General features: G+C 62.2%; 17 protein-coding genes. 8 read left to right on the plus strand and 9 right to left on the minus strand.

Features of this window, described 5'->3' with window-relative positions; genetic code table 11:
* Positions 1-89: 89 nt before the first annotated feature.
* The 5 genes from HRU71_14470 to HRU71_14490 form a co-directional block, all read right to left on the minus strand.
* Positions 90-3,587: a DUF5110 domain-containing protein gene (locus HRU71_14470; GenBank protein ID QOJ04621.1), complete on the minus strand. Its 3,498-nt coding sequence runs from the start codon at positions 3,585-3,587 to the stop codon at positions 90-92.
* Between the two features lie 98 nt (positions 3,588-3,685).
* Positions 3,686-4,222: an NADH-quinone oxidoreductase subunit C gene (locus HRU71_14475; GenBank protein ID QOJ04622.1), complete on the minus strand. Its 537-nt coding sequence runs from the start codon at positions 4,220-4,222 to the stop codon at positions 3,686-3,688.
* Between the two features lie 6 nt (positions 4,223-4,228).
* A complete protein-coding gene (locus tag HRU71_14480) occupies positions 4,229-4,789 on the minus strand; it encodes an NADH-quinone oxidoreductase subunit B (GenBank protein ID QOJ05025.1) in 561 nt (186 codons plus the stop codon).
* 110 nt (positions 4,790-4,899) lie between these two features.
* The gene (locus HRU71_14485; GenBank protein ID QOJ05026.1) at positions 4,900-5,235 is read right to left on the minus strand and encodes an NADH-quinone oxidoreductase subunit A; all 336 of its coding nucleotides are present in this window, start codon (positions 5,233-5,235) and stop codon (positions 4,900-4,902) included.
* A gap of 127 nt (positions 5,236-5,362) precedes the next feature.
* Positions 5,363-5,695: a YbjQ family protein gene (locus HRU71_14490; protein QOJ05027.1), complete on the minus strand. Its 333-nt coding sequence runs from the start codon at positions 5,693-5,695 to the stop codon at positions 5,363-5,365.
* Positions 5,696-5,857: 162 nt separating this feature from the next.
* Here HRU71_14490 and HRU71_14495 point away from each other — a divergent pair, with 162 nt between their 5' ends.
* The 3 genes from HRU71_14495 (at position 5,858) to HRU71_14505 (ending at position 9,651) form a co-directional block, all read left to right on the plus strand.
* Positions 5,858-7,213: a serine hydroxymethyltransferase gene (locus HRU71_14495; GenBank protein QOJ04623.1), complete on the plus strand. Its 1,356-nt coding sequence runs from the start codon at positions 5,858-5,860 to the stop codon at positions 7,211-7,213.
* 170 nt (positions 7,214-7,383) lie between these two features.
* A complete protein-coding gene (locus tag HRU71_14500; GenBank protein ID QOJ04624.1) occupies positions 7,384-8,058 on the plus strand; it encodes a hypothetical protein in 675 nt (224 codons plus the stop codon).
* A 228-nt stretch (positions 8,059-8,286) separates the two neighbouring features.
* Positions 8,287-9,651, plus strand: coding sequence for a diguanylate cyclase (locus HRU71_14505; protein QOJ04625.1), 1,365 nt, complete (start codon positions 8,287-8,289; stop codon positions 9,649-9,651).
* Positions 9,652-9,744: 93 nt separating this feature from the next.
* Here HRU71_14505 and HRU71_14510 read toward each other — a convergent pair whose 3' ends face one another.
* The 3 genes from HRU71_14510 to HRU71_14520 form a co-directional block, all read right to left on the minus strand.
* Positions 9,745-12,528 carry a pyruvate, phosphate dikinase gene (locus HRU71_14510; GenBank protein ID QOJ04626.1) on the minus strand — a complete coding sequence of 928 codons (2,784 nt, stop codon included), beginning with the start codon at positions 12,526-12,528 and terminating at the stop codon, positions 9,745-9,747.
* A 247-nt stretch (positions 12,529-12,775) separates the two neighbouring features.
* Positions 12,776-13,261, minus strand: a complete 486-nt coding sequence (gene msrA, locus HRU71_14515; protein QOJ04627.1) for a peptide-methionine (S)-S-oxide reductase MsrA — start codon at positions 13,259-13,261, stop codon at positions 12,776-12,778.
* Between the two features lie 550 nt (positions 13,262-13,811).
* Entirely contained in the window at positions 13,812-14,813 is a 1,002-nt protein-coding gene (locus tag HRU71_14520) for a redoxin domain-containing protein (GenBank protein QOJ04628.1), read from the minus strand.
* Between the two features lie 221 nt (positions 14,814-15,034).
* Between HRU71_14520 and kynU the strand changes: the two genes are divergently transcribed.
* Positions 15,035-16,330 (plus strand): kynureninase, encoded by a 1,296-nt coding sequence (gene kynU, locus HRU71_14525; protein ID QOJ04629.1) that lies wholly within the window; start codon positions 15,035-15,037, stop codon positions 16,328-16,330.
* Positions 16,331-16,559: 229 nt separating this feature from the next.
* Here kynU and rpsU read toward each other — a convergent pair whose 3' ends face one another.
* A complete protein-coding gene (gene rpsU / locus HRU71_14530) occupies positions 16,560-16,757 on the minus strand; it encodes a 30S ribosomal protein S21 (protein ID QOJ04630.1) in 198 nt (65 codons plus the stop codon).
* 386 nt (positions 16,758-17,143) lie between these two features.
* Between rpsU and HRU71_14535 the strand changes: the two genes are divergently transcribed.
* The 4 genes from HRU71_14535 to HRU71_14550 all read left to right on the plus strand — a co-directional run bounded on the left by HRU71_14535 (position 17,144) and on the right by HRU71_14550 (position 22,519).
* Positions 17,144-19,486 carry a hypothetical protein gene (locus tag HRU71_14535; GenBank protein ID QOJ04631.1) on the plus strand — a complete coding sequence of 781 codons (2,343 nt, stop codon included), beginning with the start codon at positions 17,144-17,146 and terminating at the stop codon, positions 19,484-19,486.
* Positions 19,487-19,812: 326 nt separating this feature from the next.
* Positions 19,813-20,499, plus strand: a complete 687-nt coding sequence (locus tag HRU71_14540) for a choice-of-anchor E domain-containing protein (GenBank protein ID QOJ04632.1) — start codon at positions 19,813-19,815, stop codon at positions 20,497-20,499.
* 241 nt (positions 20,500-20,740) lie between these two features.
* Entirely contained in the window at positions 20,741-21,442 is a 702-nt protein-coding gene (locus HRU71_14545) for a choice-of-anchor E domain-containing protein (GenBank protein QOJ04633.1), read from the plus strand.
* 357 nt (positions 21,443-21,799) lie between these two features.
* On the plus strand, positions 21,800-22,519 hold the full coding sequence (locus HRU71_14550; GenBank protein QOJ05028.1) for a choice-of-anchor E domain-containing protein: 720 nt from the start codon (positions 21,800-21,802) through the stop codon (positions 22,517-22,519).
* The last annotated feature ends 1,725 nt before the right edge of the window (positions 22,520-24,244 follow it).

Genomic DNA, 24,244 nt, shown 5'->3' on the forward strand with positions numbered 1-24,244 from the left:
CTGCGATGCGTACCGACACCGAGCCGCGATCGCATGGCGGCGGGCCGTGCCAATTGTGACGCCCGACGTATTCGAGCGAGGACGTTCCTTCACGGCCGCGGCTCGGACGGACGCCTTTCGTCGTTGGCTGGGTTTGTGGTTCGCGGATCCAGGCGCGGGCGGACCTGCGTGAGCGCGCGGCCGTCGGCGTTCTCAATGTGAACGCCGAAACCACCGTCGCCGCCGCCCTGTGACACTTTGATAAGCAGTGTGTTTTCGCCCCGCTTGAGTTTCACCGGCACCCGGTCCTGTTTGGATGTGTAGGGCCGGCCGATGTCGATGCGGTGGATTTCTGTTCCGTTCAGCCAGATCGCGCAGCCGTCGTCGGTGCCGAGCGCCAGCACGGCGTCCATGTCCTGCGGCGCGTCGATCCAAGTGAACCCGTAGACGACGCAGTCATGCACGCGCTGGCCGTACACGTCGTCAAAGTCGACGAAGAACTCTGCGGTGAGATCGTCGCCGGGCTTTACCTTGCGCAAGAATTGGTGCCAACCAATCTCGCGGCCCGCTTTGCCGGTGTAGCGAGCACCGAGATCGAACTTTTCCTCCGGGCCGAAAGGTTGGTTGAGGCCGGTTCCGCCGGGGGCGTCGAATGGTCCGCAGAGCCACCATGCATTGATCGACGGTAGGATCGTCTTGGCGATTTCAAACGTGACTTCCGTGTCTTCCCATGCGACGCGCGCATTGAATCGAACCAATTGCGTGGCGAGCGAATCGGCCGTCTCCAGCGGCACACGCGCGATGAGCGGCTCGCCCACGGACTCGAATCGCGGCAACCGGGTGAAGTGCCGCGGCATCGCGCTTTCAGGCTCCTGCTTCAGGCTCAACTGCAAATGGGGGTTCTTGATCGTTGATTGCAGCTTGATGATCGCCTCGGCGCGCCGGCCGTCGGGCGAACGAGCCACGTCGATGGCGTGCCATGCACCGAGCATCCGAAGCAGGAACCGATCCCGCTCGGCCTTGTCCTTAACGTTGTCGGCGACCAGTTCAATCCAGCCCTGCCAGCCCATCGGCTCCAGCATCGTGCCGTAGAACGTGCCTGCCGCGGCCCTGGATTTCGGATCCGTCGCCAGGGCCTCATTTGGAATGACGACATTATTCTTATTTAAACTCGCGCGGACCTCGCGATAGAGTTTCGCCATGCCGCGCCCGCCAGCCCGCAAAGAGGCTTCCACTTTACCATCGTCTTCCGGCAGCGTGGCGCGGACTTGAATCGGATAGTGAATGTCCGTCGCAGCGACATGCAGCCACCCCGACGTGCGCGCGAGGTCCCATCCCCAGCATGTCTTTCCGGGCTTGGGCTGGTCCGCGCGCTCGATCTCGCGGCCATCAATCGCGAGCTTCTCGAACGGCTCGATGTCCCACCAGCGAATCTCCAACCCAGTACGATTGGGCATCGAAGGGTAGTTTCCCAGCGGCGCTTCGACCGTGCACAGCTTGGTCCGCCCCGCTGTGGTGTGTTGAATCCGCTGCGTCGTGTACTTGCCGCGGAGGTAGCCGTCGCTGGCGCCGTCGTCTTCGTAATGGGTGTATTCGCCGGCCGTGCCGGGGAAGATGTTGACGACCAGCGGTTGATCCGCCGCGCCGTGGCTGCGGAGCGATTTCTTCTGGGTGACGACGATGCCGCCGTCGCGCACGAACAATGGAATCTCATCCAGCGGGACGACGAGCGGCACGACGGCCGGCCCGTCGTAGGTGCGGCCCGTGAACCAGTTCGTCCACCGGCCCGGCGGAATCCATGCCTCGATCATGGCACAACCGGTGAGCGGGTCGGCGGGCTGCGTGACCGGGGCGACCATCAGTTGATCGCCGAAGAGGTATTGATTCTTCCAGGTGTAGGCTTCTTCCAGCTCGGGCCATTCGTAATAGAGCGGCCGGCAAAGCGGCAGGGCGGTGTCGTAGCACTGTCGCGCGACCGTGTAGATGTATGGAATCAACTCGTAGCGCAGGTGAAACGCGGCGCGCATCGCCTCGAAATACGGCGTCGGGAACTCCCAGATGCGCCGCTCGGCTTCGGGGTTTTTCGTCGTGTGCGTGCGCAGGATCGGACTCAACGCGCCCCATTGCACCCAGCGCGTGTACAGCTCGGGGTCGACCTTGCCCGGCTGATGCCCGCCGATGTCGTGGCTCCAGTAGGCGTAGCCGACGTTGCCGGCCGTCGCGGTGAAGTAGGGTTGAAACGCCAGCGACGGCCAGTTGCAGAACGTATCGCCGGAGAAGCCGATCTGGTAGCGATGGTTCCCCAGTCCGCCCCAGCGGGAGAAGATGAGCGGGCGGCGGCCGGTCCGGGGCTCGCGATTCTTCACGTCGCGCCAGTGCAGCACGTTGAGCCAGTAGAGCGGGTCGAGGCCTGCGATGTTCGTCTGCTGCCCCTGCTGCCAGTCCATCCACCAGAAGTCGATGCCCATTTCCTCCAGCGGGTGATGCAGGAACTTGAAATAGGCATTCATGTATTCCCGGCTCGCGCAATCGAACGGCACGCGGTCGGTCGTTGCCGGGTCCAGGCCCATGGCCTGCGCGACCTGCGGAAAAGCCTTCTCGTGTTTGCCGACGCCCTCGGCCGGGTGCAGGTTGAGCGTGGTCTTGAGGCCGCGGCGCTTGACCCAGCGGAGGAATTTTTCCGGCTCGGGGAAGTATTGCGGGTTCCAGGTGTAGCCGGTCCAGCCGTCGAGGTGCCAGTCCATGTCGATGACGAGCACGTCGAGCGGCACGTCGTGCTTGTCGAAGTCGTTGACGAGCTGGGTCAGTTCGCGGTCGCTGTAGGCCCAGTAGCGGCTCCACCAGGCGCCGAAGACGAATCGCGGCGGCAGGGGGATTCGCCCGGCGACGGCGGTGAAATCGCGCAGGGCCTGCTGGTAGTCCGCGCCGTAGGCGAAGAAATACCAGTCGATCGCGCCGTCGCGTCGGCGCGGGCCGATCCACGGATCGGGGCCGTCATCAAAGACAAGTGTATTGGAATCGTCCAGATGGTACCAGCCCGTGCGAGAAAGAATGCCGTCGGGCAGGGGCGTGCTGCCGCTGACGCCGTCGAGCGTGCGCACGGTTCCACCGAGATTCGGGCCGCCGTCGACGTTTCGGCATTGCGGAAAAGGGGGGGCGGTTAGTTGCCAGGTTTCACCCGGGCCGATGCGCGCGGTGACGGAGAGATTGCTGCTCGTCAGCGGCTTGCCGTCCTGAAGGTGACGGATCTCGATGCGATCGGTACGCAGAACAAGGACGCGTCCGCCCTCGTCGGTTGACGCATCGTGAGGTGGAGCGTTGATCGCTGCAGGCTGCGTCGAAACGCGAAGATCACGTTCCATGCGTTTTGTGAACTTCGGCACGGGCAATCGTCGGTTCACGACAACTTGCGACGCGCGATCCTCAAACGTGCCGTCGGGCGACCATTCGATGCGAACCAGTCCGGGCGTCAGCACGGTGAAGCGTGCATGGCCGGAAACGACGACGGCACCCGGATCGGCGATGGGGTTCCAGGATTCGTCGGCGCGAACTTCCATTGACGAAAACAAAATCGCAACGAGGACGACGAACCAATGGCTGTGGCGCATGGCGATTGCTCCGATGAACGGCCGAACCATACCGCGCCTGGCTGCAAATCCAAACGGCCTGATCACAAGTTGAGCGAGAATGAGACGGAAGGGCGGATTTACGCGTCTTCGCGATGCACGACCTGATAATTCTCCCGCTCGCCCTTGCCGCGGAGAGGATAGTCCTTCCGAAGAGGGTGCGCCTCGAAGCCGTCCCAGGTGAGGATGCGTCGCAGATCGGGATGGCCCTCGAAGCGGATGCCGAACATGTCGAAGACTTCGCGCTCCATCCACTCGGCTCCGGGCCAGATCGGCGTGGCCGACGGCAGCGCCGGCGCCGGGTCGTTGACAAAACACTTGATCCACAGGCGATGGCCGTGGGTCAGCGAAAGCAGCGAGTAAATGACGCCGTATCGATCGGCCGCCCCCGGAAAGTTGAGATAGTCGATGCAGGTCAGGTCGATGAGCTGCTCGAAGAGCAGGCGCGGTTCGTCGCGGCAGAATCGCAGCACGTCGGCGAGATCGACCGGCTCAACGCGGACGAAGAACTGATCGCCGGGCTTGCCGCCGCCGCGTTGGAGGAGGGGCTGGGCGTCGCCGACCTTCGCGCCGAAGCGGTCTTTCAGCGCCGAGACGATGGATTCGATGGTCGCCATGCAGCCCTACTTTCCAGCCGTCTCGGGCACGCCAAGCTGTACCGTCGGCTCGACGACCATGCGCAGCCCCTTGCCGCGCTCCTGGCTCGACTTGATTCCGTCGCGCTCGACGATGCGCTGGATCGCCATGATGCCTTCGATAAGCGTTTCGGGCCGCGGCGGGCAGCCGGGCACGTAAACATCGACGGGGATGAATTGATCGACACCCTGCACGACCGCGTAGGTGTCAAACACGCCGCCGGTCGAGGCGCAGGCCCCCATCGAGATGACCCATTTCGGCTCGGTCATTTGCAGGTAGATGCGCTGGAGCACGGGCATCATCTTGATCGCCACGCGGCCGGCACAGATCAGCAGGTCGCACTGGCGCGGGCTGAAGCGCATGACCTCCGCCCCGAAGCGCGCGACGTCGTAGCGGCTGGCGCCGGTCGCCATCAGCTCGATGCCGCAGCAGGCGGTGGCGAAGGGCATGGGCCAGAGCGAGTTCTTGCGCGCCCAGTTGACGCCGTTCTTGCGGAAGAAATCAACCAGCGCGTCGAGCCGGGTGGTCAGCAGATCGTCGCCGCCCATGGTGTGCGGATCGTATTGATGCTTTTCCATGCCTGTTACGCCCCGTGTCGCGCCGCACGATTGGCACGCCTCGCGTGTATTATAGCCAGTTGGTTATGCGCTGACCGGCGTCAGTCATACCGGAAGATGCCCTTGCCCCACGCGTAAATGTAGCCCACGAGCAGGATCAGGAAGAAAACGATCATCGCGCCGAACAGGAAGGTAATCTCCGCTTGCGGCGCGCCGGCGGCTCGGACGCTCGTCACCTTCACGGCCCAGGGGTACATGAAGATGATTTCCACGTCGAACAGCAGGAACAGCATCGCGACGAGGTAGAAGCGGACGTTGAACCGCCGCCGGGCGTCGCCGATGACTTCCATGCCCGATTCGTACGAATCGTCCTTGCGCGGGCCATGCCGCGTGAGCTTCGGCAGGTAATGCGTGAGCAGCAGGATGACCAGACCCATCGCCGTCACCACGGCGAGCAGCACAGCGATGGGTCCGTAACCGAGGTCAGGCATTGAGTTCGTCCTTGATTCAGGTCGCCCCAGCGCGACGACCATCCATCATACGGCCAGGTTCCCGTCCTGCAAGTCAGCCCCGTTCCGGCTCGATGACGACCGCCGTGCCGTAACAAAGCACTTCCGTTCCACCGCGCGAGATGTCCGACGCATCGTAGCGCAGGCCGACAATGGCATTGGCGCCGATGGCGACGGCGTGGTCGATGAGCAGGTCGTAGGCCTGCTGCCGGGCCTGCTCGCACATTTCAGTGAACGCGCCGATGCGTCCGCCGATGATGCTCTTGAGGCCGCCCAGGATGTTCTGCGAAATCGTCGGCGCGCGAACGATGATGCCGCGCACGATGCCGAGGTACTTCACAATTCGATACCCTTCGATGGTGAACGTCGTGGTCACGGGGATGTTCATACGTTGCGTGCTCCCGATGCGGTGCAGAACGCTGCCGCGCAGGGATTTTAACCGCATTCGCCGGCTCGTGTTGCCCGCGACCATGCAACTCTCTACAGTATCCGCGGAACACCGAACCGCCGGACGCGCCTGCAATTCCGGCTTAACTTTACGGAGCGGCCGATGGCTAACCCTGCACGCAATCCGATCGCCGACCAGGACCCCGAAGTGTGGAAGGCGTTTGTCGCCGAGGAGGATCGTCAGCAGAACACCTTGGAGTTGATTGCCTCGGAGAACCACGTCAGCCCGGCGGTGATGGCGGCAGCCGGCTCGATCTTCACGAACAAGTACGCCGAGGGCTACCCGGGCAAGCGCTACTACGGCGGCTGCGAGAACATGGATACGATCGAGCAGTTGGCGATTGATCGCGCGAAGGCGATCTTTCAATGCGAGCATGCGAACGTTCAACCGCACTCGGGCAGCCAGGCGAATCAGGCGGTGCTGCTGGCGGCGCTGCAACCGGGATCGCGGTTCGACGAGGCCGAGCAGCGCGAGAAGAATCCCGAGCAGCCGGTGCGCACGCCGGGTGACATGATTTTGTCGCTTCACTTGGACCACGGCGGGCACCTCTCGCACGGGAAGAACGTGAACATCAGCGGCAAGTGGTTCCGCGTGGTGCATTACACGGTCGATCGCCAGACCGGTCGGATCAAGATGGACGAGGTGGCGGCGCTGGCGCGCGAGTGCAAACCGAAGCTCATCATCACCGGCGCGAGCGCGTACCCGCGCATCTGGGAGTGGGACACGTTCGCGGAGATCGCGAAATCGGTCGGTGCGCTGCTGATGGCCGACATCGCGCACATCGCCGGGCTGGTGGCGACGGGGCTGCATCCTTCGCCGGTTCCCGTGTGCGAGTTTGTGACAACGACGACGCACAAGACGTTGCGCGGCCCGCGAGCGGGGCTGACGATGTGCAAGGCCGACTGGGCGAAGAAGATCGACTCGGCGGTGTTCCCCGGTTTGCAGGGCGGCCCGCTGATGCACATCATCGCGGCGAAGGCCGTCGCCTTCGGCGAAGCGCTGCGGCCGGAGTTCAAGGCGTATCAGCAATTGGTGCTGGACAATGCCAAGGCGCTGGCCGAGTCGTTGATGAGTCGCGGGCAGCAATTGGTTTCGGGCGGAACGGACAACCACCTGATGCTGCTGGATCTGCGCAAGGGCTATCCGAGCGTGACCGGCGCGATGGCGGAGAGCTGGCTGGGCGAGGCGGGCATCGTTGTGAACAAGAACATGATCCCGTACGACGAGCGCAAGCCGATGGAGACGAGCGGCCTGCGATTGGGCACGCCGGCGCTGTCCACACGTGGGATGGGTCCGGACGAAATGCGGAAGGTGGCCGGGCTGATTGATGACGTGCTGGCCTCGCAGGGGGCCAGGGCGGTCATTCAGCGTGTGCGTGGCGAAGTCCTGGAACTCTGCAAGAGTTTCCCGCTGCATGGGCGGGGATCGTCGCCGGCGAATGTCGAATTGAAGAATTGAAAATGTAGACATGCGGCGATGCACCGCGCGATTCTCCTGACAGGCTCGGAATGCGAAGCGTTCTCTTTTCTCATGTCTACATGCTCAATTCATGGTTTCGCCGGGGTTTGATTCGGCCTCGCCCGGCGCCGACTGGGCCGATAGCGCGGCCGCGGCCCTGGGCGTCCGCCTTGGCGCTCGGCATCCCATTTCTTTTCGGCTGCACCGGCTCGGGCCGCGTCAACTTTGTCTCGCTGAACATGACCGAAATCGACCCGCCGCCGGCGAAAGCCTGGCAGTTTGACGCCACCGAGTGTTACTGGTGGCTCGATGACCAGGGCGATCTCAACGTCGCCCTGCGCAGCGTGCGCGATGCCGCGCTGCTGGGCAAACTCGGCCGCGTCGAACTGTGCCTCTCATTCGTGCTGGACGCGCCGCCGGCCGGCAGCGGACGAAACTACCCCATTCGCCAGCGCGAGGTTCGCGCTGTGGCGCTGAACGCCATGCAAACGCATCGGTTCACGTCGTTCGCGGGCATCGCCGGTGTGACGACGCAGCCGAACAAGGGCCTTCACGGCAGCTTCCGCGTCTGGATGCACGCGCATTCCGAGTTGTCCATGTTCAACGTCATGCCCAATCGCCCCAGTCCGTTGCTGTGCTTCGGCACGTTCGAAGCGGTTCACGACCCCGTGCGCGGCCGCGCCCTGCGTGAGCGAACGGAATCGAGTGGATTCGCAAGACCTGCCAGACCGCGTACCTTCGGCGGCGCAACGTCGAATCCGTCGCCCGCCGCGACGTTCCCTGCCACCTCACAGTCGAGTGTATCGGACACGCCGAAGAACCCGCCGGGAACACCAAGCCCATAACACTTTTTTGAAGCGCGTCGCCGCGCAATTCGCACCGGACAGGGCGATCTTATCCCGCGTGTGCACCACTCCGCATCGGTCCGCCCGCGAAGAGTTGGTGTTGACGCCATTTCACGTCGAAAACTGAATTGTACGTTAGTAATCGGCATCGGGCGCCGTAGTGGGTTCGTCGCGCGCGGCGAATCGAACGGATCGGCCGCGGGCATCGGGTATCAGGAGGCACCTGTTTTGGGCACGCCGGAAGCTCCGCAGACACAAGGCAAGCGCAGTTGGCTGGAGCGAGCCCTTCAGCAAAGGATTTTCCTCGCACTGCTCGGCACGACGCTCGCCGGCGCAGCGATCCCGGCCATTCATTTCATGCGCCAGCAGGATCGCATTCAGAGGGCGATGGTTCTGCAATGGGTCGAGCAGCTGCGCACGAAGGCCGCACTGGCCTGGTCGGACGATGCCGCGTGCGCTGACTGGAATATCGACCGATTACTGGATAATACGTCGGTTCAGGCCGTGGCGTTCTGGAGGGGCGATGGGAAACGTCTGGCCGTTCGCGCGATCCGAGAAGGCGACTTGGCCGCACTGGAGCGGCCTCCGAGAGTGGATGGGACGGGCGATCCTCAAGCAAGCTGGCTCCATCGCACTGGTTCGGGCCGGAAATCGTATGTGTGCTATCGCGTTGATTTCCCGTTGCCGAGTGCAGCCCATGCGGGCGGCCCGCGCTTTGTTTCGGCGCTGTTGCGTTTGAATCACCCGGCAAGCGGTTTCTTGGATTGGGGCGTGGTAGTGGGGTCGCTGGCTGCGGTCGTTTGCATCGCCTTTGTGCTATTGATTCGGTGGTTGCGTGGCAACGTCCTTCGCCCGATGGGGGCCTTGCGCCGGCTGGCATCGACGGCGCACTTCGAGACCGATGCGGAGCTGGCCGCGCGCAGCGACGAACTGGGCGAGCTGGCGAGAGCGATGAGCGAATTACGCGAGGAGACGGCGGTCTGGCGCGAACACGCCTGGCGCATCGAGCGGCGCATGGACTCGCGCATCGCGGAAGAGACGATGTCAATCTCGCGCGATCTCAAACAAATCCAGCGAGAGATCTGGATTGACCCATTGACCGGTGTGAAGAACCGGCGGCTGATGCAGGAGCGCTTCCCCGCGATCTTCGAGGCCCAGCGCGCCGCGAAGAAGGACCTGACCATCGTCATGCTCGACCTGGATTACTTCAAGCAGCTCAACGATGCACAGGGCCATGCGGCCGGTGACGAGGTCCTGGCATTCGCGGGCGAATTGCTTCGGCAATGCACGCGCGAAGAGGACCTGGTCATTCGCTACGGCGGCGACGAATTCGCACTGATCCTGCCCGGCATGCATGTGAAAGAATCGGTGATTCTGGTCGAGCGGATTCTGGCGTTGTTCCGCCAGCGCGCCCGGATCATGACACGCCTGGACCCGCCGCCGGGAATGACGGCCGGCATCGCCAGCCTACAGGCCAACCATCCCGCGAATTACAACGAGCTTCTGAAGATGGCCGACCAGGCGCTGTATGCGGCCAAGCGCGGCGGCCGGGGCCGGGTGAAGATGAGCGAGTCCGCTTCCTCCGCGTTGTGATGGATCGCGCCACGCGCCGACGCCCTGGCCGGTGGATCTCTCGGGTTCGCAAGGGGTCGTGCCTGATCCCGCTCTCTTCCATCGCCCCGACGGTTACCGGCGCGCTGAACGGGTCCGCTTGCCCTTGCGCATGCCGCCGGACGTCCGTTCCCTGATCGAAGCTTGTGCCGCGGCCAGCCGCGCGATCGGCACGCGATAAGGCGAGCAGCTTACATAGTCCATGCCGACTTCGTGACAAAAGTGGACCGAGTCGGGGTCGCCGCCGTGCTCGCCGCAGATGCCGATCTTGAGGTTCGGCTTCGTGGCGCGGCCCTTTTCGATCGCGTGGCGCACGAGTTGCCCGACGCCGTCGCGGTCGATCGTCTGGAACGGATCGTGGGCAAAGATGGCGGCCTTGTCCTGGTTCACGTAGTCCGGCAGGAACCGGCCGGCGTCGTCGCGCGAAAGCGCCATCACCGTTTGCGTCAGGTCGTTCGTGCCGAATGAGAAGAACTCGGACACGCCGGCGATTTGGTCGGCCGTCAGCGCGGCCCGTGGCGTTTCGATCATCGTGCCGACGAGATAGTTCAGCCGCACGCCGGCGGTTTCGAGGATCTCCTGCGCGACGGATCGCGTGCGTTCGACGAGGATGCTCAATTCCTTCGCGTCGATGCAGAGCGGGATCATGATCTCGGGCAGTACCTTGATCTTTCTTCGGACGCATTCGACAGCGGCCTCGATGATTGCCCGCACCTGCATCTCAAGAATTTCGGGATAGGTGATGCACAAGCGGCAGCCGCGATGGCCGAGCATCGGATTGGATTCGTGGAGCTGCTCGACGCGTCGGCGGACTTTTTCGTACTCGACCCCGAGATGGGACGCCAGCTCGCGCTGTTTCTCCTCGGTGTGCGGCACGAATTCGTGCAGCGGCGGATCGACGAGACGGATCGTGACGGGCTTGCCGTTCATCGCCTCGAAGATGCCGATGAAATCCTGCCGCTGGAAGGGCAGGAGCGTCGAGAGGGCCTTGCGCCGCTCGTCGGCCGTCTCGGCGACGATCATCTCCTGAATCGCGCGACGGCGCTCCTCGGTGTCGAAGAACATGTGCTCGGTGCGGCACAGACCGATGCCCTCGGCACCCATGCGCACGGCGTTCTCGGCGTCGTAGGGGGTGTCGGCATTGGTGCGGACTCGAAGGCGGCGGCGGGCGTCGCACCACTTCATCAGGGTGTAATACTCCTGTGGCAACGTCGGCGTAACAAGCCCCAGCTCGCCTTCATAGATCGTGCCGGCTGATCCGTCGAGCGTGACGTAGTCGCCCGCGCGGAGGGTCTTGCCATTGAGCCGCAGCGTTTCCTGACGCTCGTTGATCTCCAGCGCCTCGCACCCCACGATGCAGCACTTTCCCCAGCCGCGCGCGACGACCGCCGCGTGGGATGTTTTGCCGCCCGTCGCCGTCAGGATGCCTTGCGCGACGTGCATCCCGCCGACGTCCTCGGGGCTGGTCTCGCGCCGAACGAGGATGACTTTCTTCCCCTCGGCGTGCCAGCGCTCGGCTTGCGGCGCGGTGAAGACAATCTGCCCGCAGGCCGCGCCGGGCACGGCGTTGATGCCGATGCCCAGTTGACGCATCGAAAGGCTCTTGGAGTCGAATTGCGGATCGATGATCGGATAGAACAATCGCTCAATGTCGACACCGGTGATCCGCAGGATGGCCTCGTCGCTGGTCAGCACGGGCTTGGTTGCCGCCGCGGCGTAACGCTTGGGCAGGTACTTCTTCTTCACGAGGCGCGATGCTTCGGCCTTCGTCAGCAGCGGCTTGGTCGCCTGCTCCACGGCGATGCGAAACGTGGCGGTCGGCGTGCGCTTGCCGCTGCGGCATTGCAGCATGTAAAGCTTGCCGCGCTCGACGGTGAACTCCAGATCCTGCATGTCCTTGTAGTGTGTCTCAAGAATGACACGAACGCCGCACAGCTGGTCGTACACCTCGGCGTTCTTGCGCTTCAGCTCTTCCAGTGCGATCGGTGTGCGAATGCCGGCGACCACGTCCTCGCCCTGGGCGTTCATCAGCAGGTCGCCGTAGAAGCGGTTCTCCCCGCTGTTCGGGTCGCGCGTGAAACACACACCCGTACCGCTGTCCTCGCCCATGTTGCCGAAGACCATCTGGCAAATCGAAACGGCTGTGCCGGGCAGGCCGTGGAACTTCTCCACGTCGCGGTACTTCACGGCCTTCTCGGCCATCCAGGAATTGAAGACGGCGTCGATCGCGCCGCGGAGCTGTTCCCACGGCTCCTGCGGAAAGCCGCGACCTGTCTGCGACTGGAAAAACTCCTTGAACTCGGCGCACAACTCTCGCAGGTGATCCGCCGTCAACTCGGTGTCGAGCCGCAGGCCCAGCGATTGCTTCTTGTGGGCGAGCTTTTCTTCGAGCACTTCCTTCGAAAGGCCGACGACGACGGTAGAATACATCTGGATAAATCTGCGGTACGAGTCCCACGCAAACCGTGCGTTGCCCGTGTTCTTCGCCAGGGCCTCGACCGACTGGTCGTTCAGGCCGAGGTTGAGCACCGTCTCCATCATGCCGGGCATCGAGACCGGCGCGCCGGAGCGAACGGAGACCAGCAACGGATCGCGCGCGTCGCCGAGCTTCTTCTTGCAGCATTTTTCAAGCTTGACCAGGTTCTGGCGGACTTGCGCTTCCAACCCGGTGGGCCACTTCCGCCCACGCTCGTAGTAGTACTTGCAGGCGTAGGTGGTGATGGTGAAGCCCGCGGGAACGGGCAGGCCGATGTTGGTCATCTCGGCGAGGCCCGCGCCTTTGCCGCCGAGAAGGTGTTTCTCACTGCTCTTGCCTTCCGCCTTGCCGCCGCCGAAGAAGTAAACAAACTTTTCCGCCATGAAAATTCTGACTCCGTTCTGCCGGTCGAGAGACCGCGCGCCGCGCACGCGATGGACGCGCGGATCGCCGGGACGCCGACGGTGAGGGTTCTCGGGGGGATGCTGCCGCTTGTGCGATTCCGACAATCCGCCGCCACACAAAAAACCGACGGATCGCCGCGAGATTCGCCAGCGCATCCGTCGGTGGGAATGTACGTCTCTCGGCGGGGACTGTCAATTTCAGGCCGGTTTCGTGAGCGGCAGAACGCTACCAGCGGCGGATGTGGCAGGACTTCTGACCCCGCTTGGCGAAATACTGCTGGTGATAATCTTCCGCGGGGTGGAACGTCACGGCGGGAACAATTTGTGTGACGATTTTGCCTTTCTCACGGCCGGAGTTCTGCTGCCGCTCGAGGCTGGCGCGAGCCGCCTTCTCCTGTGCCGGCGAGTGGTAGAAAATGGCCGAACGATACTGATCGCCGACGTCCGGTCCTTGCCGGTTCATCTGGGTCGGGTCGTGGATCGCCCAGAAATTGTCCAGCAGCTTTTCATAGCTGATCTGGGTCGGGTCGAACTCGACCAGCACGGCCTCGGCGTGCCCCGTGGTGTGCGAGCAGACCTGTTCGTAGGTCGGTTTGTCGGTCTTGCCGCCGGTATAACCGACGGTTGTCTTGATAACGCCGGGAAGGCTGGCGAACTCCAGTTCGACTCCCCAGAAGCAGCCCGCCGCAAACGTCGCCAATTCGGTTTTCATGGGTGGCAATCTCGTCTTAATGGGTTGAGAATCGGTCTCGCCGCCTGCGACGGGTTTTGCGCCGCCCTGCGCCGCCGAGGACGAGTTCCCGTCGCCCCCCTCATGGCATCCAGCCGTTGCGAGGCAAGCAAGGCCAAGAATCGTCACCGCCACGGCGTTTCGCAATGGAAACATCTGAACTCCCTGTACGACGGGCCGCGGCCACGCACGCACCGGCGCGATCCTCCGCAGCGTCGGAATGTTACTACCGGCGGTCGTGGCTTCCTATTCCCAGGTGTTCGGATCGGTTCAGCCGGACCCGGACGGAGGAATCCGGCGGCGTTTCCGATCCTGAAATCGTGCAAAGCGCACGACGACGGAATCAACTCGCTGCGCGAATTGGAAAGAGAAGCGAAGTTCCCGGGTCGATGCCGGGATGCCATCGCCGCAGCCATTGAATCGCGCCTTGATGCGGCTTCAGGTTGTCCGGATCATGCGCAGATGAAAAAGCGGCCGATGGCGAATGCCACCGACCGCCTAAGTTGATCAAGTCTCGTAACAAGGAACCGGGCTATTCGCCATCATCCTCGTCTTCGCCGTCGGCTTCCTCATCCTCCTCTTCGTCACCGTCGTCGTCTTCATCCGCTTCGTCATCGGCCGCCTTGCGCGCTGCGGCCTTGGAGGGCTTGGCAGCTTCCGGCTTGCCCTCGTAGCCCAGCGCTTTGCGCTCGGACCGGGCGATTTTCGCCTGCTCGAACTCGCCGAATTCATGAATGATCTTGTCGTAGTATTTGGCCGCGTCGGCCTTCTCGCCATTTTGAGCCAGCACGCGGGCACAGGCCAGCCAGCGACTGCACTTCTTCCCGGCCTCGGCCCGGCGCAACGCCTCCATGATCGAGCTGTTGCCCTTCATCTTCTTGATCTGTTCGTTCGCCTTTTTCGCGTGGGCCGATCCTTTGTTCTCCGTGGCCACCTGCGTGAACAGATCCATCGCATCGGCATACTTTCCCTCGCGGTACAACTTGTCGGCCCTCTTCAATACCGACGCGGCGGACTCGTCCGACAGGCTGCCTTTCTTCTTTGGCGGATTGGACTTCAGTGCCGATTCGATCTCCGAATCGATGACCGCAGGATGGCCGGTCCAGACCACCTTTCCGTCGGGGCCGATGAGAATCGCCGTCGGGAAGGCGCTGATGCCGTATTTCTGAAGCGTGGCTTTGGCGCCACCGCCGACGATATAGGGCATTTTGTATTTTTCTACAAACGGGCCGACCTTCGATTTCGGCTCATCCGACAGGGCGACCAGCAACATGCCTTTAGGCTCATACTTCTTCTTCAGTTCAATCAGGTGCGGAATGCTGTCCCGGCAGGGACCGCACCACGTCGCCCAGAACTCCAGCAGAACCAGTCGCCCCTTCAAATGCTCGGAATTGAGCGACTTCGCGCTGCCAGGCAGGTTGATCCAGTATTCCGCCTTGATCTCCGGAGCCGTCTCGCCGACCTCCACGGCCCGGGCAATCGGCATCTGGATCAATGTGATCATCGCCGCTGCAAGCAGAACAGACTTCTTCATGGGTTGTATCTCCGTGATACCGGTCATCTGGCTGGCCGAGTCTTGCAATCGTGCGCGGACCCGGTCTCGGTGGCGAAGTGCCCTGTGAGATTGCTACAGCATAGCACCGACGCAGCCTGTTTGACAAGCTTCCACCGATCTGCATCCGCAACATCACCTCCGGTTGCCGGACCGCCCGGAGGCATTCCACACCGCCTCGGGCCCCGCATACACTTACGAAAATGAAGACTGCGCAAACGACGCCAGACCCTGCCTTTGCCCCGGAAGAGGCTGCCGCCATCGCACTGGACGCCGCCGATCCGCTGGCTCGGTTCCGCGAACGGTTTGAGATTCCCCTCGGCCCTGACGGCAAGCCGGTCATATACTTTTGTGGCAATTCGCTCGGCCTGATGCCCCGCGCCGCGCGCGATGCGGTGAACCAGGAACTCGACGACTGGGCGCGCCTCGCGGTCGATGCCCATTTCGCGGGCCGCTCGCCGTGGTACTCCTACCACGAGCAATTCCGCGAGCCGGCGGCCCGGCTGGTCGGGGCGAAGCCCGGCGAAGTCGTCCTGATGAACAGCCTGACGGTCAACCTGCACCTGCTGATGGTCAGCTTCTATCAGCCGACGCACACGCGGTACAAGATTCTCATGGAAGAGGCGGCGTTTCCGTCGGACACGTACGCGGCGGCAAGCCAATTGCGCTTTCACGGGCACGACCCGGACGACGCGCTGGCGATCATCCGCCCGCGCGAGGGCGAGGCATTCATCCACCCCGGCGACATCGAGTCGGAGCTGGAGGACCACGGCGACCGCGTCGCGCTCGTGCTGCTGTCGGGCGTGAATTACTTCACCGGGCAGGTGTTCGACATGAAGCGGATCACGGCCGTCGCGCGGGCCGAAGGCTGCATGGTCGGGCTGGACCTGGCGCACGCCGCGGGCAACGTGCCGCTGGCATTGCACGAGTGGGGCGTGGACTTCGCGGCGTGGTGTTCATACAAATATCTTAATAGCGGGCCGGGGGCCGTCGCCGGCGCGTTTGTGCACGAACGCCATCACGCCAATGCGCGGCTCGACCGCTTCGCCGGCTGGTGGGGCAACGATCCGGCCACGCGCTTCCGCATGCACCTGAATGAGCAGTTCGTGCCCGTCGCCCGGGCCGACGCCTGGCAGGTGAGCAATCCGCCGATCCTCTCGATGGCGCCGCTCCGCGCGTCGCTGGCCATCTTCGACGAGGCCGGAATGGAAAACCTCCGCGCCAAATCTGTTCGCCTGACCGGGTACTTGCAATTCCTGCTCGATCGGATGCCCACGCAGCGGTACGAAGTCATCACGCCGCGCCAGCCTGACCACCGCGGCTGCCAACTGTCGATCCTTGCCCACGAACGGCCGAAGGAATTGTTTCACGCGCTCGATGCAGCCGGCGTAAAGGCCGATTTCCGCGAGCCGAATGTCATACGCGTGGCACCCGTCCCGCTGTACAACACGTTTCACGAAGTCTGGCGCTTCGCGCAGGTGCTCGCGCGGCATGCGTGAACGGCTTGGCGCGAATCCGCATTGCGGCCCCCAGCGCTTCTGCACGGTCCAATCGTGGACCACGGCTCTGCATTTGGCTTCGATTAGGCGGTTTTGACAGGCAGTCGAAATCGCTAACAGAGGGAGTATGCGGCTCCCGGATTGTGGAATGAAACGGTCCGCCGGCGCAGGGAAGGAACGCCAGGGTTCGAGCCGAACTTAAATATAAACAATTGAATAGAACCGGCCGTTAGCGCGCCGGGACTTCGCCGAACTTCTGCACACGGCGCTTGGCTTTGCGCAGGTTGCGCCGGTTGCGATCCGAAGGCTTCTCGTAATAGGCCGTCCGCTTCATCTCGCGCAAGACGCCTTCGCGCTCGCAAAGCTTCTTCAGGCGACGCATCAGCTGCTGAACCGGCTCATTGGGACGGGGTCGAACTTTGATCATGTGACGGCCAATCACTCCTGTCTGTGCGTTCGACGGCAACACGATCACAGCCGGTCATGCCCCCTCGGGGCGACCCAGTGAACGGCCATCCGTGCATGTCCGCCGAACGCGGGATAGTCTAAGTGAGTATCGGCTGAAACGCAAAGGGTGGAAAAAGGGTTGGCCAGCGGATTGTAAAAGCCTATAATGCAAAGAGTTATGAGCGGCATGTGATCATCTGAAGCGGGACGCTCTCGTGCAAGCCGCCAACGTGAGCGACCAGGGCTGGCAAACGCCGCGCAAAAGATGATACATGAACCGGGTAGGATGGCGGTGGAATTGCCCACATTGAATGCTGATGTCGAAACGGCGGCAACGCAAGACGCACACGAGGAATGACCGCACGCATGAAGCCTGATCCAGACAGCGCGGTGGGGTCGTCGTCGGTGCTGGATGGCTACTTGGCGCGATACCCGCACCTATTGGACCGAATCATTCGACAATTGCAGGTGGCGCTGCATGAAAAAGGGGCGATCTCGATCGATGATTTGTACGAGAAAGCGCGCGGCGAGCAGGGGGAGTCCGGCACGGGGAACCCCAACGTGGCCGAGGCGCCGCACGGCGACGAAGCCGAGCGCGAGGCGGTGAATCGCCTGACGCGCTGGTACGCCGGTCAGCATCTGTCGGCGCTGGAAATAGACGATTTAGTTAATCTGGCCCTGAAGCGCGAAGAGGCCGACAAGCTTCGCGCGATCGTATCCCTTTCCACCGTATCGTTCCGGCTGCTCTCCGACGCGGTGCGGCGGTTCTGCGCCCTGCCCGAAGGCGAATCGCACTTGCAGCCTGACGAGGCCATGGGCATTCGGGTCGGGTTGATTCGCCACCTCATCAGCGATCAGCTCGAGTTCATCGGCATCGCCAAACGCCATCTGCGCATCCGCGATTTCGGCGAGATCGTGCCGCGCCTCATCGGCGACGAGAGCGGCATGGGGCGCATCGGCGGGAAGGCGGCCGGCATGTTTCTGGCGCATCGCATCCTGACGCGGCGGGCCGATCCCGTCGTCCGCGCGCATGAGCCGGACGCGCGGGTCCGGCAGGCGGTCGCCGACGGCGGAGAAATCGCCATACCCGAGTCGTATTTCCTCCGGTCCGACGTGATCGAGGAATTCATCAAGCTCAATGACTTGGGAGAGTACCAGAACCAGAAGTACAAGACGGCGGAGGAGATTCGTAAGGATTACCGCCTGATCAAACAGGTGTTTCGCAACGGGAAGTTCCCGGCCCGCATCGTGGAACAGCTTCGGCGGCTGCTGGAGGAGATCGGGCATCATCCGGTGATCGTGCGTTCCAGCAGCCTACTGGAAGACCGCTTCGGGACGGCGTTCTCTGGCAAGTACGCGAGTTTCTTCCTGGGGAATCAAGGGTCGCTGGAGAAGCGGCTGGCGGCGTTGCTGGGAGCGATTGCCGAGGTGTTTGCCAGCGCGCTGGGGCCGGATCCGTTGCTGTACCGCCGGGAGCATGATCTGCTGGATTACGAAGAGGACATGGCGATTCTGATCCAGAAAGTGGTGGGCCAGAAGTTCGGGTCGTACTTCGCGCCGGCGTTCGCGGGGGTGGCATTCAGCCGGAACGAATACCGATGGAGCCCTCGGATTCGCCGCGAGGACGGCTTGATGCGGATCGTGATGGGGCTGGGGACGCGGGCGGTGGATCGCGTGGCGTCGGAGTTTCCGCGGATGGTGGCGCTGGGCATGCCGACGTTGCGGCACGAGTCGTCGATCCCGGAGATCCTGCGGCATTCGCAGCGTACGATTGACGTGATCAATTTGTCGAAGAACCGGCTGGAATCGGTGCCGTTTGAGGAGGTCCTCCGGCAGGCGGGAGAGTTCAGCCTCCTGGATCGAATCGTGTCGATTTCGCGCGACGGGATGCTCGTGCCGCCGACGGGGACGTACATCGACACGCCCGCGTCGCAACTGGTGGTGACGTTCGACAAGCTGATGATCGAAGGCGCGTTTCCGGAGCAGATGCGCGGCCTGCTGCGGCGGCTGGAGCTTGCGTACGGCGTGCCGGTCGACGTTGAGTTCGCGCACGATGGCGAACGGCTTTATCTCCTGCAATGCCGGACCTTGAGCCAGTTGGCCGAGATGGAAAACGTGACGATTCCCGCGGATGTACCGGAGGAGCGGACGATCTTCACCGCGAATCGGTTCGTGCGATCGGGGATTGTGGACCGGATCGAGTATGTGATCTACGTGGATCCGCGTGATTACGACCGGCTTCATTCGAATGAGAAGCGGGTGCAGGTGGCGCGCGTGATCGGCGCATTGAATGAGAAGTTGCGCGATCGGCGGTTCATCCTGATCGGCCCGGGACGCTGGGGCAGCAGCGACAAGCGGCTGGGTGTGCCGGTGAGCTATGCGGACATCAATCGCTCGAAAATGCTGATTGAAGTCGCGCGCGAACGGGATGGATACATACCGGAAGTCTCGTTCGGCACGCATTTCTTTCAGGACCTGGTCGAGGCGGGCATTTCCTACCTGCCGTTGTACCCGGATGACCGGCGCAATCGGTTCAACGAAACATTCTTGAGCGGGTCCGACAATCAACTTGCGGCGATCCTGCCGGAGGAAACGCAGTTGGGAGACGTGGTCCGCGTGATTGACGTGGCGGCCGCGGCGACGGGCCGGTATCTGCGCGTGGTGATGGACGGACGGACGGACCAGGCGATCGCGTTTTTGGCGGATTGATCGACGGACGCCGTCCGGTTATATTAAAGAATTTTACTTCTGTTATTATACGGTTGTATTTTGGCAAAATGGACCGCCGCACTTGAACGATTTTCAGCAGAAAATTTCATTCTACGGACCCCTGAAATCCTGAATTTCACTTTACACGGACAGCCGTTGTCGGATATACTCAATTCGAGTCGGTGACGTGGCCGCGTTGTGTGGTCCGCGCCTGGAACGAAGCACAACTCCCGCGTGCTTTCCTCCGCGAAAGTACGTGCGCGTGCAGTTTGAGGGGAACTGAAAGTAAAGGAGACGGGAGGATGAAAGGAACGATGAAAGGAATCTTGACATTCGCAGTAATGGGGGCCTTGCTGGGAGCGGTCGCGTCGCCCGCGTCGGCGGACTCGATCAGCTTCACGGACCAAGTCAAGTTCATCAGCGATTTGCAACCGACGGCCACGGTGACGTTGCCGGCGTTCGACACGCTGGGCAACACGCTCACTTTGACAAACGTCCTGGTCGAGGTGTTTCACTTCGCATCGGTCGAGTTGAAGGCAGACAATGACGATCCCTTCCAGGGCGCGACCGTCAGCGGCCGCATGTTCAGGCAATGGTCGCTCACGGGACCTGGCGTGGTTTCCAGCGGTAGCCAGATCACGCAGACCCCGTTTGTGAATCTCCTCGCCGACGATGGCGATGGTGGAAACACGTTCAACTTTGACGCGTCTGCTCCGGATGGTGTCAACTTCGGACTATTGAGCTACGGCCCGTTGCTCGCCAGTTCACACAACCCGGCGTTCGGCCCCTATACGGACACGGGCACGGTGGATTTCTTCGTGACGCCTTTGCTGATGTCGCAAGATTTGCAATTTGTCACGCCGCCTGATGCGTGGCAGTTGGACGTACAGAATCCGTCGTTGACCGTCGTTGTGAAGGTGACTTACGATTACGTTCCCGAGCCTGCGAGCCTGACTTTTCTTGCGTTGGGCGCTGGCGCGATGCTCATTCGACGCAGGCGACCGTCACGGTAGGCATGGTACATAAGCCATTGCCCTGAAATAGTTTAGGGCGGCTGCACAGTTCTGATTCGAAGCGAATCAGCCCCAATCAAAATGGGCAAATGGATACCGCGCTTTTCGCGCGTAAACCTATTGACTTCCATTTTGGTTTCTGATATTCTTTCTCCAGTAAGGACCGAGCAGGTTCGCCTGCAACGCGGCGGATCGAACGCCTCTCGCACAGGCTCGCGGCGGGACTTCTGGGAGGAAAGTTGTGAGAAAGAACGCTTCGATTCTGGCATTGGTGTCCGTTCTGACCTGTATCGTGCTAGTCAATTCGGCGACGGCTGCATCGATCAGCTTCTCGGACAAGGTCGAGTTCGTCACGGATCTGCCGCCGAACAACATGGCACAGATTTCGCTTCCGTCTTTTGACACGCAAGGCGGAACCCTCACGCTCAACAGCGTCTTGGTCGAGATCTTCCATCAGGGTTCGGTCCAGATGGCGGCGGACAATGATGACCCGTTCCGACCGGCGGTGGTTCGCGGCCGCATGTTCCGCACGTTCACGGCGACCGGTCCGGGCGTCGTTGCGGGCGGGAACAACGTCACTTCGACTCCTTTCGTGAATCTGGATCCGGATAACGGCGACTTGGTGATCTTCGATCCCACGGGTCCGGATGGCGTCAATTTTGGTGTGCTCGCCTACGGCCCGCTCCTCGCGCATTCATCGAATCCGGCGACCGCGCTCTATGCGACGCCGGTGCCCGGGCTGGTGAACTTCGACATCGAAGCGACGCTGATGAGTCAGGATCTCCAGTTCCAAGGTCAGGCGCCCGATGCCTGGACGCTCGAAGTGGAGAATCCCCGGTTGTCGGTGACCGTGAAGGTCACTTACGACTACGTTCCGGAGCCTTCGACCCTCTCGCTTCTCGGACTGGGTTTGGTTGGTCTGGTGCGACGCAGCCGACGCTGATCGCGTCCGCGAATACCAGTTTGTTTTCAAAGGACCGTCCCGCCCGGGGCGGTCCTTTTTTATTTCGGCGCCGATCTTTTCGTCGCGATCCGGACGATGCGTCCGGTGAAGCGCTCCCACGTTATTCAGCATGCCGTCTTTTTGGGGCCGTCCGGATTTCTGTGGTCAAATTTTCAAGTTTGTGACGAATCAACCCCAAATTCCATTGACAGATGAAATTCCTGGTGAATAGTATCGAGTAGCAACTCTTCCTGTGGGGGGGCGGGTCTCGCACGCCGGACAGGTCAAGAGGGGGATTACACAACGGGGCATGACGGCCGTCCATCGGCTCGTCGACTTACGAAGACAGGGGGAAGTATGAACCGCAGAATTGCTTTTGTATTGGGCATCGGCCTGCTGTGGGGCGGCGTCGGCAGCGCGCAGGCCGACACGATCATGCACATGGGATCGGCGCACTTCGTCAGCGATCTGGAACCGGTGGCACAGATTGATATCCCGAGCTTTGACAACCAGGGTGGAACCTTGACGCTGATCAGCGTGCTGGTGGAGATCTTCCACAGCGCGTCGGTTGAGATGTCCGCGGATAACGATGATCCGTTTCAGGGTGCCACGGTGCGCGGTCGCCTGACGCGCATCTGGTCGTTGACCGGTCCGGGCGTGGTGTCGGGCGGGAACTTCCTGGCGTTCACTCCGTTTGTCAATCTCGCGCCCGACGACAACGACGGCGGCAGCCCGCTGATCTTCGACCGGACTCCGCCGGATGGTATTGACTTCGGCACATTCGGCTATGGGCTGACGCTGGCCAGTTCGCACAATCCCGCAGTCGGCTTGTACAGCACGAACGGTCCGAACCTCTTGAGTTTCCTTGCTAGCCCGGATCTGATGTCGCAGGATTTGCAGTTCCAGGGCAATGCCCCGGACGCCTGGCAGCTGGAAGTTCAGAATCCGCAGCTGGATGTGAAAGTCAAGGTCACATACGAGTACATCCCGGAGCCGTCGACCTTGAGCCTACTCGGATTGGGTGGCATCGCCTTCCTTCGACGCCGACGAGCGCGCGGAGCGGATGGTACTCCGTGAGTCGGATCAGCCCCGGAAGACTGCCCCCGGCCGGTGCAATCGATTGAGCTCGAATCAGGCCGTGTCCGCGCTTTCTGTTGAAGCGAGGCACGGCCTTTTTTTGGTATTCACTTCGCCCGGGGGATTGAGTAGCCAACCCCAGTACGTTATAATGGCAGTCACGGGAGGCCTCTGGTTCAGTGCCGGAGGAAGGGTAGTGGGGCGTGCGAGCCGACACAAAGCCTGTTCGCATAGCTGCAAGATTGTGCCTGATTCGTGCAGCCCTTCTCTTTGGAGGGCTTGTTGGTGTCGGCGTGGCACACGCGCAGGCGCCGGGCGAGCTGTTCGTCGATGCGAATGCCTCCGGCTTGCAGGACGGCTCAAGCTGGGTGAATGCGTTTAAGGATCTCAATTCGGCGTTGGCACTGGCTGGGCCGGGTTCGCAGATCCTGGTCGCCGGCGGCACGTACAAGCCTGACGGGGGGAGCGGGAATCGTTCGGCGACGTTTGTCATTCCTGACGGCGTTGCCGTGACCGGGGGGTACGCCGGCAACGCCGGGGTCGATCCGTTTGATCGCGATCCGATGGATTATGTCACCACGCTAAGCGGCGACATCGGCGTCCTGGGGGACTTAACGGATAACTCGTATCACGTCGTGACCGTTTCGGCCGGCGGGTCGCTGCGGGAATTAGACGGTTTGGTGATTGCCGGAGGCAACGCGAACGGAGTGTTTCCCGACGACGTCGGCAGCGCGATCCGGTGCCTGGGCCCGGCGGTGTTTCGAAACTGCCTGATTCGTGACAGTCGCGGCGATAATGGCGGGGCGATTTCCATTCCACTGGGAGTGAATCCGGCGTTTGAGAATTGCACGTTCAACGGCAACACGACCTTCGGCACCGGTGGCGCCGTGACCTTAAGCGGTGGCGGCGCGACGTTCACGGGCTGTGTCTTCGCGAACAACATAGCGGATTTTTCGGGCGGGGCGATCGGCGGTTCGAACAGCTCCTTTACGTTGACCGATTGCACGTTCCTCGACAACTTCGCGGGGTTCTTCGGCGGCGCGGTGTATCACTTCTTCGGGTCGCCGCTGGTGACCAACTGCGTGTTTCAGGACAACGTGCAGTTGAATGACACGGTCCTCGGCAACGACGGCGGCGGGGCTTACTACAATGACCGGGGCAGTTCGGTGATTCGCCGGTGCCGCTTTTTCGACAATCTTGCCGCGGACGACGGAGGAGCGCTCTATGCGACCCAAGGCGTTACCACGGTCGAAGGGTGTCGATTCATCAATAATCTCGCGGGGGATTACGGCGGAGCGATTCACAATCATCTGGGAAACCTGATTGTTCGAGATAGCGCTCTGGTCGCCAACACAGGCTTTGACCGCGGCGGCGGGATCTCCAATTCCAGCGCGTCGCTCACGGTCGAGGGCTGCACGATCGTCAGCAACCGGTGTTTCGTGAGCGGCGGCGCGGGCATTCATCAGCAGAACGGCGCGGGATTGATCCAGGGTGATATCCTCTGGTACAACCGCGATTTGAATGGTCAATCTGAAGCAGCACAGCTTAAGGTCGTCGGCCCGCTTCCGACCGTACGTTTCAACTGCATGCAGGGCTGGACCGGGCTGCTCGGCGGCATCGGCAACTTCAGTGGCAATCCGGACTTTGTCAATCTCAACGGCCCGGATGGCACCGGCGGGACTGCTGACGATTGCGTGGAGATTTCAGTCGCGTCGCCCTGCATCA

Source organism: Planctomycetia bacterium (assembly GCA_015200345.1).
Taxonomy (GTDB): domain Bacteria; phylum Planctomycetota; class Phycisphaerae; order UBA1845; family UTPLA1; genus PLA3.